Raw genomic sequence first — 16079 nt, 5'->3', positions numbered from 1 at the left:
TTGGTGTCAAAAAATTGACATGACCCTTCTTTTCCAAACAAAACACATAAAAATTTTAGGTTTACTTATCGCATCGCTTCTTTCCTTTTCTTGTAGTAGTGACAATTCTATAGTGGTCACCGATGATGAAACCGGTGAAGATGATGAGAATACTGAAATACCATTACAGGACCGCTTGCCACAAGTATTTGTAAATACAAATGGAGGTGTAATTGTTGATGAACCTAAGATAAGCTCAGAAGCTAAGTTTGTTGTAACTGGCGATACTATTTATAAAGGGAATCTGGGTATTGAATTCAGAGGCGCCACATCACAACTTATTTTCGATAAAAAATCTTATGGGCTAGAGACCTGGGACGAGAATGGTGAAGACATTAACGTATCACTTTTTGGATTTCCAGAAGAAGAAGATTGGATATTATACGGTCCTTACAGCGACAAAACCTTAATGCGAAATGTTTTAATATATGACATAGCCAGGGATTTAGACCAATATGCAAGTAGAACCCTTTTCGTTGATTTAACATTAAATGATCAATACCAAGGTGTGTATGTTTTTATGGAGAAATTAAAAAGAGATGGGGAGCGCATAGATATAAATAAGCTAAAAGATGATGAAAATTCTGGAGAAGATCTTACCGGAGGTTATATATTGAAGATCGATAAAACAGCAGGGAATAATTTAGGTGAAGGGTATAACGAACTAAACTCATTTGTGTCTGCATATCCTCCACCCAATGCCTCAGGAGGACAAGAAACATATTTTCTTTACGAATATCCGGATGCCGAGGACATTACCGCAGAGCAAAAAGAATATATTTCGACATACATGGCCGATTTTGAGGATGCACTTGCCTCAGAAGATTTTTTAGATCCGGATTTGGGCTATGCTAATTTTATAGATAAGGAAAGCTTTATAGACTTTTTCTTGTTGAACGAGTTGTCCAATAATGTCGATGGTTATCGATTGAGCACTTTTATGCACAAGGATAAAAACGAAAAATTAAAAATGGGTCCCATTTGGGATTTTAACCTGGCCTTTGGTAATGCTGATTATTGTGGCGGCGGTAGTCCAAATGTTTGGGCCTATAAATTTAATGATCGTTGCCCAGATGATATTTGGCTGGTACCCTTTTGGTGGGATAGACTATTGGAAGATCCAGCATTTGTTGCGCAGTTACAAGAACGTTGGTCGAGTTTAAGAGGTGGGCAGCTGTCAAATGCGGCTATTATGGACCACATTGATGCGTATCTATTGCAATTGAATGAGTCAGGTTCAGTGGTACAAAATTTCGACACCTGGCCTGTCCTCGGAACTTATATATGGCCCAACAACTTTGTAGGTAGTAGTTATGAAGAAGAAATAGGGTATTTGACCAACTGGATAGAAAACAGGTTATCTTGGTTAGATACTGAAATAAGTCAATTGTAGTTTAATTAATTTCAAAAATAAAATGAAGAGAAGTATTTTTCTGCTAACCATTGTTTTTGCTTTCAGTAGCAATTTGTGCGCCCAAAACTTAAGCACAACCGAAAAAAAGATACTTACTTCAATTGAACAAAGTAATGGTGAGGCCATTTCTTTTTTGGAGAAGGTGGTAAACATTAATAGTGGAACCTTAAACTCAAAAGGAGTTAAAGAAGTAGGCAAAGTGTTTCAGGATGCTTTTGAAAATATAGGTTTTAGCACTAATTGGATTGAAATGCCTAAGGAAATGAACAGGGCAGGTCACCTATTTGCTGAAACCACAGGAAAAAAAGGAAAAAAACTATTGTTGATAGGGCATTTAGATACCGTTTTTGAAGAGGACAGTCCCTTTCAACAATTTAAAATGGTCAATGACAGCATTGCACATGCACCCGGAGGAAATGATATGAAAGGTGGAAATGTTATTGTCTTGTATGCCTTAAAAGCACTGCACCAAAATGGACTTTTAAATAATGCGCAAATCGTTGTGGCATTCACCGGGGATGAAGAAAGTACCGGGAAACCTTTGGACATTAGTCGGAAAGATTTGGTCGAAGTTGCGAAGCGAAGTGATATCGCTCTTGGTTTTGAAACCTCAACCGGATTCAACTATGCCACCGTGGCCAGAAGAGGAGCTTCCGGTTGGGCTTTGGAAGTAGAAGGAAAAAGAGCCCATTCCTCCGGAATATTCAACGAATCGGTAGGGGCCGGTGCCATTTTTGAGATTTCTAGAATTCTACATGAGTTTTATACTGAAGTGAAGGGTGAAGATCTGTTGACATTCAATCCGGGAACATTGTTAGGAGGGACTTTTGTTAATTTCGATAGTTCTACAAGTAAAGGAGATGTTTTTGGCAAAGGAAATGTGGTTGCGCAGAAAGCAGTGGCGAGAGGTGGACTTCGTTTTATCTCGGAAGAGCAAAAGCAAAGAGCTAGGGCAAAAATGAAAGAAGTAGTGAGCAACAACCTTCCGCGAACTTCGGCAAAAGTTACTTTCACGGACAGCTATCCGGCAATGCAACCTACTCCAGGTAATACGGAACTATTGAATATGCTGAACAAAGTGAGTTTGGACCTGGACCAAGGAGAGGTTTTAGCATATGACCCTGGAAAAAGAGGGGCAGCAGACGTCTCTTTTGTAGCACAATATGTAGATTGTTTGGATGGTCTTGGGACCATGGGAACAGGCGCGCACACCCCAGAAGAAACTGTAAACCTCAATACCATTGAGGCATTGACCAAACGAACCGCGATCTTAATTTACCGATTGATTAATTCGAAATAATGATAACATTAAAATGTGGAAACTGCACCACAAGAATTGACAAGGGAGAGCTGGTAGGTCTTAGCCATGATGAACATGAATTTATCCACCAAAAAGGAAGTCCGGGATGGCGTAGTGCCGATACGGAGATGTTTCCAATCATTGGGCCGTTGGATAAAGCTGGTTTTAGAATTCAGGTGCCAAGAAGCACTGCGATTCAGGATCAACATGGATTACTTCGTGAGTTGGAATACGAGCTGATTTCCAAGTCTGATACTTCGGCTACCTTTAAAAAAGAGTATAAAGCCGGAACTCCTATTAAAAACTCCAAATTCCCGGAAAAATCACCTAAACAATGGCAGTTATGGCCGTATAGTTTTGGATTTGAAAAGTCTTTTGAGTTAAAAGAAGACCAGCTCGAGATTACCTTTAAAATTTCTGGAGAACGTGATACACCCTTTATGCTGGGATATCACCCGGCATTTAAGCTCCACACAAATCAACCTACAATTGTCACGGATAGCCAAAAAATTACTTTAGATGAGGTTTTGGCCGTTGGAAGTCGGGCGTTTCAGGTTGCTGATACGGAATCGATTACTTTAAAAGATGAACGAGATATTCGTATTGAAACTGAAGGTTTTGGACACTTCATGTGCTGGACAGAAGTTAACAATATGATTTGTATTGAGCCTATTACCTTCTATCCCTATGCTGTTGAACAAACAGAATTGCACGAAGGTTTCCAATACTTGGGAGATACTGAAGCCGTTTTTAAAGTTAGATTAAAAGTCTAATAATTTAGAGAACAAAGGATTCTGATTTTGGGAGCAGTGATTCCACAATTCTTTGGGTTTCCAGAGTATTTTTTTGAGGAATAATATGAGCTTCAATATCGGTCAATGAAGTTATATGTTGTTCATGGTCAATAAATCCATATCCTTTGTACATTCCTTCATCGATAAGAACAAAGGCATTTTCATTGGAATTTCTTCCTTTTTCCTTAATGATACGAATCCCTTCCTTTTCCATTTTTATGGCCAATAAGGCGTTTTTGACCTTTTCATTGTAATCGGAAACTGATTCATCTGAAGTACAAATACCCTCACATGACCGTATTTCATGATGGGAGCACGAGGTATTCACCTGCTGCAGATGGCAATACTTTGGACAAAGCTTATGATTTTTGCAAATCTCTTCTAAAAAGGCTCTGCAATCGGTTTGATTATAAAAGACTCTAATAGGGTTGGGCGCGCCCTTTAGCACATTGTAGGCCAAATGGATAATCCCATTTCTGTCTTCATATTCAAAAATTGCGTATTGCTTTACAATCTTTTTTTGCGCACTATTATAGGGTGGAAATAATCGTTTTATCTCTGCAGATTCCATCAAAAGCGCTACCAATTCACTACCGGAAAGTTTAAAATCTATAGATGCGGTTTCGCTGCACATTCGTATTTCTTTGGTGCTTTTGTCATAAAAATGACCCAAAACCCTTTTCTTAAGATTAATGGCCTTTCCAACATAGATGATGTCTCCTTTTTGATTTTTAAAATAGTAGATTCCCGGCTCATGTGGAATATTATCAAAAACGGATTTTGGCAGATGGGGAGGAAGCGTTGCTTCTTGACTCCTGGCGTTCAAAAACTTTTTGACAGTGACTTCTGAATCAGGTGTATTCAGCAACTTTTGGAACAATAAAACTGTCGCATGCGCATCACCACGGGCCCGATGTCGGTCTGTCAATGGGATTTGCACTGCCGAGCAAAGTTTCCCCAAACTGTAGGAACGGAGTCCTGGAATCAATTGTCGTGATAATCTGACCGTACACAGTTTTTTTCGGATAAAATCAACTCCAATCTGTCGAAACTCCTCTTTAATGACCCCATAATCAAAATTCACGGAATGCGCTACAAAAATGCAGTTCTCAGTCATTTCTAGAACAGAGGTCGCAATTTCTTTAAAAGTAGGAGCATCTTGAACCATTTGGTCATCAATTCCAGTAAGACCTGTAATGTAAAATGGGATTGGGCACTGCGGATTGACCAATGAGGTGTACTCATCAACGATTTGATTTCCGTCAAATTTAAAAATGGCAATTTCGGTAATCCTGTTACCGCGAATTCCGTTGCCGGAAGTCTCTATGTCGATGATGGTATACAAATCGATAAAAATGAATCTTGAAATTAGGGATATTGTAAAAAGTTGGCAAACTTTGGACAAAATCTTAATACAATAATTTCACTTTTGAATTATTAAGAGCCCATGGAATATCACAAGTTGAAAATTACGCCTGAAGAAGCAGGTCAAATGGTTTTGAAACTTTTTGGAATTAAAGGAGAAGCCACGTCTTTACCTGGGGAGATTGACTTTAATTTTCGAATAAAGACAGCCGAGGGGAATGGATACATCCTTAAAGTTTCCAGAAAGGACGAGAATGAAGACTATCTTGATTATCAGCAGCGATTATTACAATATGTTGAGAAACATGGCAAATCCCTGATTTCTCCTAAGGTTATCTTAGATAAAGACGGAAAACCCATTTCTGAATACATGGACGATCATGGAGATTTGAGAAAAGTACGTCTGCTCAGTTGGATTCCAGGTCGAATTTGGAGCGGGGTAAACCCACAGTTGGATGAGCTTCGTTATAGTTTGGGAGAACAATGTGGATTGTTGACTACCGCTCTCCAAGGCTTTGATGACCCTCAGGCACATAGAATTTTTGAATGGGATGTTGCCCAGTCCCTTTGGGTTAAAAAACATCTTGACTTATTTGATGATGAAGAGCGTAAAATTCTTTCTTCTTTCATTGCTCTTTTTGAAAAAGGTCAAAATGAATATCTAAAACTCAGGAAATCGGTTGTCCACAATGATGCGAACGACAATAACATTATAGTTTCGGAGGATTTAGTTGCTCCCAACGTAAATGCATTTATCGATTATGGTGATGCAATCCATACCCAAATTATAAATGATGTTGCAATCGCCTGTGCCTATGCAATAATGCATCATAATGATGCTTTGGATGCAGCATTACCTATTGTAAAAGGATATCATTCAACGTTTCCATTAATGGAAGAGGAGTTGGAACATTTGTATGCAGCGATAGCGATGCGACTGGCTATTTCGGTTACAAAATCGGCCCAGAACAAGGTCAAAGAACCCGACAACACCTATTTACTTGTTAGCGAAAAACCAGCCTGGGAAGTGTTGAGAAAATGGTACCAAGTAAATCCTGATTTTGCGCATTTCAGCTTTCGTCATGCCTGTGGGTTTAATGCACATCCTAATAGGGAGGAGTTTAATCAATGGGTTAAAGAAAATAGTTTTTCACTAAAATCTTTGTTTCCATCGGCAGCTATGAATGATGCAGTTCATGTCGATTTAAGTGTCTCCAGTCCATGGGTGGGACACCAAGAAGAGTTTAACGATTTGGAATTCCTTCAATTTAAATTTGATAGACTTCAAAAAGAACATCCGGATAGAATCATTGCGGGAGGATATTTGGAGCCCCGGGCACTCTATACCTCGTCTTCCTATGATAAAGTTGGAAATTCAGGAAGGGAAAGCAGAACAGTCCACTTAGGTGTGGATTTTTGGCTGCCGGATACTACCCCAGTCCATACCCTTTTTGATGCCGAAGTTATCACAGCAACAAATGATGAAGGTGATAAAGAGTACGGAGGCTTGGTCATTTTAAAGCATAGTTTTAAGGAATTGGAATTTTATACACTATATGGCCATCTTACTCCCGAGAGTGCGACGAAACACAGAATAGGAGACCAGCTTAAAGCCGGTGAGCGTATAGGTTTTTTAGGAAATTTCCCTGAAAATGGGAATTGGGCGCCCCATCTTCATTTTCAAATAATGATGTCCCTTTTAGGGTACGTCGATGATTTTCCCGGAGTGGCCTATCCCGATCAGTTAGGTGTTTGGAAGGAACTATGCCCAGACCCCAATGACCTTTTTAAACTGGAAGCACTTAAAAGCCATGAGAGTGGTGACAATAAAACGCTTCTCAGTTATAGAAGAAAACACTTGGGGAAAAGTTTGAGTTTACAATACGATGAACCTATCCAAATGGTGCGGGGATTAGGACAATACCTGATTGACCATAATGGAAAAAAATACCTGGATACCGTAAACAATGTGGCGCATGTGGGACACGAAAACCATGCCGTGGTAAAAGCCGGACAGCGACAGATGGCTTTACTAAATACCAACACTAGATATTTGCATGACAACATCAATGAATTGGCAAAAGAATTATTGGAGACCCTTCCAAAGGAACTTTCGGTGCTTCACTTTGTAAATTCGGGCAGCGAAGCCAATGAACTAGCACTTCGAATGGTCAAAACCGTAACAGGCGAAAAAGATATTATTGCTTCAGAAATGGGTTATCATGGCAATACAAATATGTGTGTTGATATCAGTTCCTATAAGTTTGATGGAAAAGGGGGAGCTGGTGTGCCAGAGCATACCCACATTTTTCCTATACCTGATGCCTTCAGAGGAAAATATAGGGGGAAAGACGCGGGGAAATATTATGCCGAAGAAGTGCAACATCAAATTGATGCAGTACATTCCAAAGGACGTAAAGTTGGAGGGTTTATCATAGAGCCGATTATAAGTTGTGGCGGTCAAATCGTACTTCCAGAAGGATTTCTTTCCAAAGCTTATGTGCATATTCGAAAAGCTGGTGGACTTTGTATTTCAGATGAAGTTCAAGTAGGTTGTGGCCGCATGGGTAAAACCTTTTGGGGTTTCCAATTGTATGATGTTGTTCCTGATATTATTACCATAGGTAAACCACTTGGAAATGGCCACCCATTGGCCGCCGTGGCATGTACTCAAGAAGTTGCGGAAAAATTTGCCAACGGCATGGAATACTTCAACACTTTTGGAGGAAACCCGGTCTCTTGTGCCATTGGGGCTGAAGTGCTTAAGACCGTCAAAAGGGAAAAACTACAAGAAAACGCACTCTCGGTTGGTGATTTTTTAAAGGACGAATTGGAAAAGTTGAGCGTTGATTTTCCAGTAATTGGAGATGTTAGGGGGCAAGGACTCTTTTTAGGAATTGAACTGGTAGATGCAGAAATGAATCCTCTGGGAGAAAGGACAAATTATTTAGCCAATCGCATGAAGGACCATGGGATTCTGATGAGCACGGATGGACCGGACCATAATGTCCTCAAAATAAAACCGCCAATTGTTTTTTCGATGCAAAATGCGGAAGAATTGATTTTCTATCTAAGGAAAGTTTTGGCAGAAGATTTTATGATTCAGGATGTTTCTTAAAAGAGTAACTGCATTACTGCTCTAAATCATACCACTCGATATCACTTAGATTTTGGCGCCTTCCTCCCTTTTTTGGAGCATAATGAGTGGCCAGATAGGTAAGTATAGCTTCTTCATTTTGGCCAAGGTCCCATAGATTTTGGGTTTCTTGCATCCATCTGATAGTGGCAGACCATTGTTCCTTACTCATTCTATTTTGTGTTACCAATTTGGCTGAATGACAGCTCGTACAATTGTTCACAACCAATTGTAAACCTTCTCCTTCCACAAACCCGGTTCGCACGTGAATACCATTTTCAATCTTGTCAAAATCCTCGACTTCTTGATTTTGAATGGAAATATAATTTTCTTCCGAATCATTTTTTTTAAATGCAGAAAATGAAGGGTCAACCAGCAGATAGACAAGAAACCCTGCAATAATGATAAACACAAAAAACACTAGGTACATCAATCTAAGGATCTGGTCGGCACTTTTTCTGAACTTGTTCAGGTCTTCCATTAACTAACCTTTATTGCTATTCGGTGACAAGCATTGTTAAGATAACCCTTCGGATTCCAGCCGGGAAGAACCATGGGTTGGGCGACTCCATTCGAATCAGTGGCACGAGCCCAAACCTCATAATATCCTTTTTTCGGAAACCGAAGGTCGGCACTAAAGTGCTGCCAAGCCAAACGATTAGCCGGAGTTTCAAGAGAACATTCCTTCCAACTACTTCCAAAATCTATTGAATATTCTACTTTTTCGGCACTTAATTCACCGGCCCAAGCATGACCACGAATCTTCAAGGATTTTCCTTCATTTATAACAGCTCCGCTTTTGGGATAAGTGATCAAGGATTTTACCGGCATGGATTCAATAATACACATATTCTCATCCGCTACTTTTTCTCCTGGGGCAACGGGTTCGCAAGGCACTCGGTAAGCAGTACCTGTCATTTTTGTGCCGTCATGCACTTTATTTCTTACACTGATGCCCTTTAACCATTTTCCGGATGCCGAAGCTGGCCATCCTCCGGCAATCAATCGAAGTGGATACCCGTGGGCTAATGGAATTTCTTCCCCATTCATTTTAAAAGCAAGTAATGTTTCATCTTGCAGGGCTTTGGAAATCGGCACCCCTCTTGAAATAGGTTCTTTTTTAGGGTCGCCACTCAAATGGGTATCCACAGCGTGATAACCAATATAGACTGCATCACTTTTGATGCCAACATCTTCAAGAACATCACGGAGACGAATCCCTGTCCATTCAGCACAAGAAACTGCTCCAACGGTCCATTGGTTTCCTTTGGCCGGAGGGTCAAATTCGCTTCTACCGTTTCCACCACATTCCAAAGTGAGTTGATAGGTATATTGTTTGAATTTAGACTTCAGATCTTTTAGCGAGAAAGTTTTCTTTTCATACACGGATTCCCCATCAAAAGAAAGGGTCCAATCGTCTACGGAGGTATTTGATGGGATTATACCGTTATTACGGATAAACATGTATCTGTTAGGAGTAATTTTATCGTCCAATAAATGAGCCTGAGCCTCAATATTCCATGGTTTATCGTTCAATACAACCATTTGGCTATCCTTGTCAAACATTTTAAAGGGGTCCGGGTCTTGCAGTCCAAGAAGTTCGTATCCCATAGGAAGGTTTTTCCCATAAACGATTTCCGCTCCAAGAAGTGTTGATAAGGAGATGAGCACGCCTTTTTTGACAAATTTTCTTCGTTGCATTTATATAATTTTTACGAAAACGACTTACAACTTGGTTTGGGATTCAAGGTATGTAGAAAAACACAATTATTGCAAAATCTGAATATAATAATGATTTACCTTTGATGACTCTGGTAACAAAATAATCTAATCATTTACATGGCTTCATCTCGGTTTTTTAAATATGTATATTTCACCACGCTTATTGTTATGATCGGCTCCTGCGTTGAAAAGAAAAATGAGATTGGAACAAGTAAAAAAGAAGCAACGAAGATTCAGTCAAAGAAGGTAGATACGATTGGACTCATCAAGAAGTTACCTTCAAACATAAAACTTCCTGATGGGATGGTTTGGGTTCCTGGAGGCATTTTTAAGCAAGGTGCGGTTCAGCAGGATGCCGAAGCAATGCAGCATGAAAAACCAGCACATGAAGTTGCTGTTGATGGATTTTTCATGGACGCTACTCCGGTTACCAATGCAAAATTCTCCGAATTTGTAAACGAAACTGGATATGTAACCATTGCCGAGCGTGTTCCTGATTGGGAAGAACTTAAACAACAGCTTCCTGAAGGAACTCCTAAACCACATGATTCTATCTTGCAACCGGGATCTTTGATTTTCAGAAAAACAAAGACATCCTTACCTAACCTTTATGATTTTTCACAATGGTGGAGCTGGTCGATTGGTGCCAGCTGGAAGAAACCAGAAGGACCCAATAGTTCAATTTTAGGAAGGGAAGACCACCCAGTGGTTCATATTTCCTATGAGGATGCCTTGGCATTTTGCAAATGGGCTAACAGAAGATTGCCTACTGAAGCGGAATGGGAATATGCAGCTCGTGGGGGAGAGGACGGAACCACTTTCTTTTGGGGGAATGATGTCTCCGAATTATCAAAATATTCCAATACATGGGAAGGAGAATTTCCTGTGGAGAACACAAAAAATGATGGTTTTGAAGGAAGTTCACCTGTTGGAATGTTTCCGACTAATGCATTTGGGCTTTTTGATATGGCTGGCAATGTATGGGAATGGACCGGCGATTGGTACAATCCTAACTACTATCAAGAACTTAAGACGATAGGTATTGTTCGTAACCCCAGAGGAGCTAAAGAACCGTTCAATCCAACCAACCCCTATGTAAGGGAGAAAGTGATTCGTGGAGGGTCGTTTTTATGCAGTGATTCCTATTGTGCGAGCTATCGTATTTCTGCAAGAATGGCTTCAACAATGGATTCATCAATGGGGCATTTGGGATTTAGAACCGTCGCAAGTGCAGATATGCTAACGAAATGAGTTGCATTTAAAGTTTGAATAAATACATTTGTCTACATTTTTCAAATCATAGATAACAGTTAAACCTATCCTTAATAACTAATGGAATTAACCGGTAAGAATATCTTGGGGTTTTCAAACTCTGCTAAAGGAGAAACCCTTTTTTATGGAAGTAACCCCTCGACAGGAGAAAAATTAGGCACTGCTTACTACGAAGCCACTTTAGAGGAAGTGGATAAAGCCATATCACTTGCCGAGAAGGCATTTTCAGTTTACAGAGAGAAAACAGGTTATGAACGAGCGGTTTTTTTAGAAACTATTGCGGAGGAATTATCAAAGATAGAGCACGAAATTGCTGCCATCGGCTCTCAGGAAACGGGATTACCAGAAGGAAGGTTGTCAGGAGAGTTAGGACGAACAACAGGTCAGTTGCGATTGTTTGCTTCTTTGTTACGGGATGGATCCTGGGTAGATGCACGAATTGATACGGCCGACCCGAACAGAATCCCGGTTCCCAAACCGGATACAAGACAAATGCAAATTGCGTTGGGTCCAGTTGGGGTTTTTGGAGCCAGTAACTTTCCTTTAGCATTCTCTGTAGCAGGTGGGGACACAGCTTCGGCTTTAGCAGCAGGTTGCACTGTAGTGGTAAAGGCACATCCAGCTCACCCAGGAACTTCAGAGTTGGTTGGAACTGCAATAAATAAAGCGGCCCAAAAATGCGAAATGCCCAACGGAGTGTTCTCAATGGTTCATGGAGCTTCTATAGCCGTTGGACAAGCGGTGGTTAGACATCCGCTCATTAAAGCAATTGGGTTTACAGGTTCATTTCGAGGTGGAAAATCGTTATTTGATGAAGCAGCAAGACGCGAAGAACCGATACCCGTTTACGCTGAAATGGGAAGTACAAACCCGGTTTTTGTATTACCCGGAGCTTTAAAAGAAAATCATGAAGCATTGGCAGTGGGTCTGTCCAATTCTGTGCAGTTGGGCGTTGGGCAATTCTGTACCAATCCCGGATTGACCATTGTTCCCAATCAGGAAGAAGTTCATCTTTTCGAAAATGTATTAAAGGAGAATATTTCTGATGCCGAATCCGCAACTATGCTTACAGATGCCATCCAAAGTGCGTATAACCGTGGACTTGAAAAATTAAAATCAAAAGAAACTGTTCAATCCATTTCTGCTGGAAAAAAAGGAGAACGACAAGCTCAAGGTGTTCCAGAGGTTTTATCTGTATCTGCAGATGACTTTCTTTCAGACAAAGAATTGGAAGAAGAGATTTTTGGACCATCAACACTTTTGGTGCGAACTAAGGACAAGGCCGAGATGATTAAAATTGCCAAGGGACTAAATGGACATCTTACGGCCACTGTTCAAGGTACCGAGGCTGATTTAATGGAATATTCTGATTTACTCAAAATTTTGGAGCGAAAAGTAGGGAGGCTACTTATCAATGGATTCCCAACAGGGGTTGAGGTATGCCACTCTATGGTTCATGGTGGGCCCTTTCCTGCTACTTCAGACTCTAGAATGACATCTGTAGGAACAGCTGCGATAACAAGATTTACTAGACCTATTTGCTATCAGAATTACCCAGATGTGTTGCTTCCGGATGAACTTAAAAAAACAAATCCACTTGGAATTTTAAGATTGGAAAATGGAGCTTATGTGCTTCCCAAACAATAATCGGCAGTCTATAGCTCCTTTTTTAAAGTTCTGATATCAGCTATCAACTGGGAAATTGCGGTTTTGTTCAATCCATTATAAATTCCTCGGATATGTCTTTTGTTGTCTACCAGGATGAAGTTTTCGGTATGAAGAAAATTATCATCCCCTTTGGGGATGCCTAAATCTTCCTCGACAAAATAGGCAAACCTTCCGAGGTTGTATATTTCTTTACGGACTCCAGTAACCAAATGCCATTTATTGGGCAGTACTCCTTTGGCATCGGCGTAATTTTTTAAGATAGGCACCGAATCGTATTCTGGGGTTACGGAATGGGATAATAATAGAATAGTATCATCTTGTTCAAAAGCTTCTTGAATCAAGGCCATGTTATTGGTCATTTTAGGACAAATGCCTGGGCAGGAAGTGAAAAAGAAGTCCGTTACATAGATTTTATTTGCGAACGTTTTTTCAGTAATGGTATCACCAAGTTGATTGACCAATTTAAATCTGGGAATGGCATGCATTCCTGATATAGAATCATTCCCAGGGGCTATCCATTTTGGAGTGAAAGACGGGTCATTATAAAATGGCAAAGTGGCAACCCGACTTTCCTTCTCTGCGGTTGCTGTTTTTTTACAACTGGAGAATGGATTTGTCATCAAAATGCATATGACACAAATAAAACTAGCGTTGTACCACTTCATCTTTAAGTTCATAACAAAGGTTAGAGCGTTTTAATCCAAAAAAGCGACCGTTTTTAGCCTCATAGTTGGCATATAATTTCCCAGTTCTGAGCCATGCTTGCTGTAATCCTTCTTCAAATCCATTTTTCAAATGCATAATACGGGCTAATTGACCATTTGGATACCATTTTTTCTGGACGCCATCGCGTACCCCCATGGAATATGAAGATTCTGTGCTTAATACGCCATTAGGCCACCAAGATTTGCAAATGCCATCCAATTTATTGGCCTGATAAAAAACGTTGCTTCGTAACACTCCAGAATCGAACCACTTTTTGGCCATACCTTCTTTTTTGCCATTGTGGTAGCCAGTTTTTTCGGCTAGAATACCATTGTTATGATATTCCAACGCATATCCATCAAAAGGAAGGTTCAAATGATACCATCTACCTTCGGTCTGGTTTAATACCAATTCACTTTTGAGAACCTCCTTTTGTTTAATGCTTCTCTTCTTTGAATGGATTTGTGAACAACTAGTTATTAACAGTAGACAAAGTATACAAAATGAAACCAGTTTAATTGATGGCATTCGGAGTGCCTTGATAATCTCCTGGGAAAATGACATAATATTGATTTAGATAGAGTTCGTTCTCAATATGATAATGATACTCTGCTTCCGTGCTATGCTGTGTAACAGATGTATGCCCTCCTGAGGCATCTAGATCGCTAGGGTAACCTCCCGTAGAATCGCATTTTCTTCCATAAATAAAGAATCCGTCAGCCAAAATCCCAATGAGCTCTTCATCATCTTCCGACCAAGCTGTGGGTTCCAAATGATAATGATATTCAGCGGGTCCGATATGCCCACCAGTGTAATCAAGACTGACAGCTGCGTCACTCAGCGCTCCATTGCCTTCTTGGTCATTAAAAATTGCAGCTCCGCTTACTGCGATACCAATAGCTCCAAGACTCGTTGAAGAGCTGTTGGAAGCCAGTTCTGGATTTTGGGGTACTCGTAGCGTGGCATCTGCATTGAAGTTGGGAATTATACTCGGTGTGATCTCAACGCCTGGCTCTTCAATATAAAGGTCCTCCCCTGTTCCCCAATATACGGTGGTATGATTGGGAAGTCCATTGGTTTCGATAACCACATTGGAGCCCTCCAGATAGATATCTGTATTGTTTGTGTCAAATGCTGCAAAAGCTGTATGCAATTCTCCGGTTGTTTCCTCGTCAGACTCAGAATCATCACTATCTGAACTACAAGCTATAAAACCTATAAACAAAAATGACATTGCTATTAGCATAGTAGGGAACTGATTATTATTCCTAGATTTTTTCATAGGTATATTTTTATTGTTTTTTTGGACCTCTTTTGGGTTTAGGAGCTTTTTCAAATTCTTCTTCGGTCAATAGACCATCTTCGTTAAGGTCAATTTCATCAAAATGTCTTTCCAAACGACCTTTGACTTCGTCCTTGGAGATTTTTCCATCATCGTTTTTATCCATTTTCTCTAAGAGCACTTCGAAGGAAGGAGGACCTTTGCGTTCACCTTTTTTGTCTTCTTGTTGAGCGAATAGATTGCAAGAGGATAGTACCCCGACAATACCTAAATAGATACTAAGCTTCATGGTTTTGTTCATCATATTATTATTATTTAGCCTTTTAGTTTTAGATGTCAATCTTTTTAAAAACTTGTGCGCTTGAAGATTTTTTTTCACTTGTTATTCTAAAAAACCTTCTAAATTGCACTAAGAATAACCACTCAATTTATTGGAAGACAAGCAGTTTTTAGCAGATCTTAAAGATCAAAAACAGTCTGCATATAGCAGGTTGTTGGATGAGTATCAGGCCAAGGTCTTCAATACGTGTGTTTCATTTGTCCCCAACAGGGAGGATGCTGAAGATATTGCTCAAGAAGTTTTTGTCGAAGTGTACCATTCGGTGCATAAGTTCAAGGGCAACTCCAAACTTTCCACGTGGATTTATAGAATTTCGGTCAATAAAAGTTTGGAGTTCATCCGGAAGAAAAGCGCGAAAAAACGCTTTGGCTTTATGCAATCTATTACTGGAGGTGATATTCCTATGGATAAATCCAACTATTTCACCGAGTTTGATCATCCAGGTATTCAGCTAGAGAACAAGGAAAAAAGTGAAACACTCTTTAACGCTATTAATAGGTTGCCCGAAGACCAAAAAGTTGCATTTACATTGAACAAGATTGATGGGTTGAGTTACAAAGAGATAAGTGAGGTCACCGAAAAGAGTGTGTCCTCAATCGAATCACTTTTGTTTAGAGCACGGAAGAATTTGCAAAAGATTTTAGCAGTTTATTATAAAAATGAAAAATAGACCGCAAGGTTGGATAAAAAAATACATCTAATTTAATATAACATTAACAATCATGGATGGTAAAAAAACTACACAGCAAAAGATAGATGAGGTTTTGGAAGCAGCTTCCCAAATCGAAACTGTCGATACCTCTCCATTCTTTAAGGATAAGGTGCTTCACCGTTTAACAAATAGGGAAGAGTTAGAAGAGGCATTACCTATTTTGGGATGGTTTACCCTGAAATACCAAGTAGCAGCCCTATTACTCTTTGTAGTGTTGAATGCCGTGGCGATTTATAATTATCGTTCTTCAAACCAACAAGAGGAGATAGTTACATTTGCGGATGCTTTTGGGATTTCTTCCACAGACCAACAATCTATTTTAAATTAGGA

15 protein-coding genes are annotated in these 16079 nt (G+C 39.9%); 8 read left to right on the top strand and 7 right to left on the bottom strand.

The window, feature by feature from the left end:
• The first annotated feature begins 19 nt into the window (after positions 1–19).
• From ACOKFG_RS15820 to ACOKFG_RS15810, 3 genes are read left to right on the top strand one after another with little or no spacing between them, the layout of a single operon-like run.
• Positions 20–1432, top strand: a complete 1413-nt coding sequence (locus ACOKFG_RS15820) for a CotH kinase family protein (protein ID WP_299486340.1) — start codon at positions 20–22, stop codon at positions 1430–1432.
• Positions 1433–1454: 22 nt separating this feature from the next.
• Positions 1455–2753 carry a M20/M25/M40 family metallo-hydrolase gene (locus ACOKFG_RS15815; protein ID WP_299486338.1) on the top strand — a complete coding sequence of 433 codons (1299 nt, stop codon included), beginning with the start codon at positions 1455–1457 and terminating at the stop codon, positions 2751–2753.
• The gene (locus ACOKFG_RS15810) at positions 2753–3526 is read left to right on the top strand and encodes an aldose 1-epimerase (RefSeq protein ID WP_299486336.1); all 774 of its coding nucleotides are present in this window, start codon (positions 2753–2755) and stop codon (positions 3524–3526) included. Before ACOKFG_RS15815 ends, ACOKFG_RS15810 begins: the two co-directional genes overlap by 1 nt.
• Positions 3527–3530: 4 nt before the next feature.
• On the opposite strand, the gene ACOKFG_RS15805 is transcribed toward ACOKFG_RS15810, so the two are convergent.
• Complete coding sequence (locus ACOKFG_RS15805) at positions 3531–4904, bottom strand: exonuclease domain-containing protein (RefSeq protein WP_299486488.1); 1374 nt, start codon at positions 4902–4904, stop codon at positions 3531–3533.
• Positions 4905–4994: 90 nt separating this feature from the next.
• On the opposite strand from ACOKFG_RS15805, the gene ACOKFG_RS15800 reads away from it, so the two are divergent.
• On the top strand, positions 4995–8030 hold the full coding sequence (locus tag ACOKFG_RS15800; RefSeq protein WP_299486334.1) for an aminotransferase class III-fold pyridoxal phosphate-dependent enzyme: 3036 nt from the start codon (positions 4995–4997) through the stop codon (positions 8028–8030).
• A 13-nt stretch (positions 8031–8043) separates the two neighbouring features.
• Here the strand turns inward: ACOKFG_RS15800 and ACOKFG_RS15795 are convergent, their stop codons facing one another.
• Positions 8044–8529: a monoheme cytochrome C gene (locus ACOKFG_RS15795; RefSeq protein WP_299486332.1), complete on the bottom strand. Its 486-nt coding sequence runs from the start codon at positions 8527–8529 to the stop codon at positions 8044–8046.
• Positions 8529–9749, bottom strand: coding sequence for a sulfite oxidase (locus tag ACOKFG_RS15790; protein WP_299486330.1), 1221 nt, complete (start codon positions 9747–9749; stop codon positions 8529–8531). The genes ACOKFG_RS15795 and ACOKFG_RS15790 overlap by 1 nt, the downstream gene beginning before the upstream one ends.
• A 138-nt stretch (positions 9750–9887) precedes the next feature.
• On the opposite strand from ACOKFG_RS15790, the gene ACOKFG_RS15785 reads away from it, so the two are divergent.
• On the top strand, positions 9888–11021 hold the full coding sequence (locus ACOKFG_RS15785) for a formylglycine-generating enzyme family protein (protein WP_422861595.1): 1134 nt from the start codon (positions 9888–9890) through the stop codon (positions 11019–11021).
• An 81-nt stretch (positions 11022–11102) separates the two neighbouring features.
• Positions 11103–12689, top strand: a complete 1587-nt coding sequence (locus tag ACOKFG_RS15780; RefSeq protein WP_422861594.1) for an aldehyde dehydrogenase (NADP(+)) — start codon at positions 11103–11105, stop codon at positions 12687–12689.
• Positions 12690–12697: 8 nt separating this feature from the next.
• Here the strand turns inward: ACOKFG_RS15780 and ACOKFG_RS15775 are convergent, their stop codons facing one another.
• The 4 genes from ACOKFG_RS15775 to ACOKFG_RS15760 form a co-directional block, all read right to left on the bottom strand.
• Positions 12698–13330 carry an SCO family protein gene (locus tag ACOKFG_RS15775; protein ID WP_422861593.1) on the bottom strand — a complete coding sequence of 211 codons (633 nt, stop codon included), beginning with the start codon at positions 13328–13330 and terminating at the stop codon, positions 12698–12700.
• A gap of 25 nt (positions 13331–13355) precedes the next feature.
• Positions 13356–13826, bottom strand: coding sequence for a toxin-antitoxin system YwqK family antitoxin (locus tag ACOKFG_RS15770; RefSeq protein WP_422861592.1), 471 nt, complete (start codon positions 13824–13826; stop codon positions 13356–13358).
• Between the two features lie 103 nt (positions 13827–13929).
• Complete coding sequence (locus tag ACOKFG_RS15765; RefSeq protein ID WP_299486318.1) at positions 13930–14697, bottom strand: YHYH protein; 768 nt, start codon at positions 14695–14697, stop codon at positions 13930–13932.
• A gap of 10 nt (positions 14698–14707) precedes the next feature.
• Complete coding sequence (locus ACOKFG_RS15760; RefSeq protein ID WP_299486316.1) at positions 14708–15001, bottom strand: EF-hand domain-containing protein; 294 nt, start codon at positions 14999–15001, stop codon at positions 14708–14710.
• Positions 15002–15128: 127 nt separating this feature from the next.
• Here ACOKFG_RS15760 and ACOKFG_RS15755 point away from each other — a divergent pair, with 127 nt between their 5' ends.
• The gene (locus tag ACOKFG_RS15755) at positions 15129–15707 is read left to right on the top strand and encodes an RNA polymerase sigma factor (RefSeq protein WP_299486314.1); all 579 of its coding nucleotides are present in this window, start codon (positions 15129–15131) and stop codon (positions 15705–15707) included.
• A 52-nt stretch (positions 15708–15759) separates the two neighbouring features.
• Complete coding sequence (locus ACOKFG_RS15750; RefSeq protein WP_298791293.1) at positions 15760–16077, top strand: hypothetical protein; 318 nt, start codon at positions 15760–15762, stop codon at positions 16075–16077.
• The last annotated feature ends 2 nt before the right edge of the window (positions 16078–16079 follow it).

This window comes from Flagellimonas rhodophyticola (assembly GCF_049332665.1).
GTDB lineage: Bacteria > Bacteroidota > Bacteroidia > Flavobacteriales > Flavobacteriaceae > Flagellimonas.
This window is presented reverse-complemented; position numbering and strand designations above follow the sequence as displayed.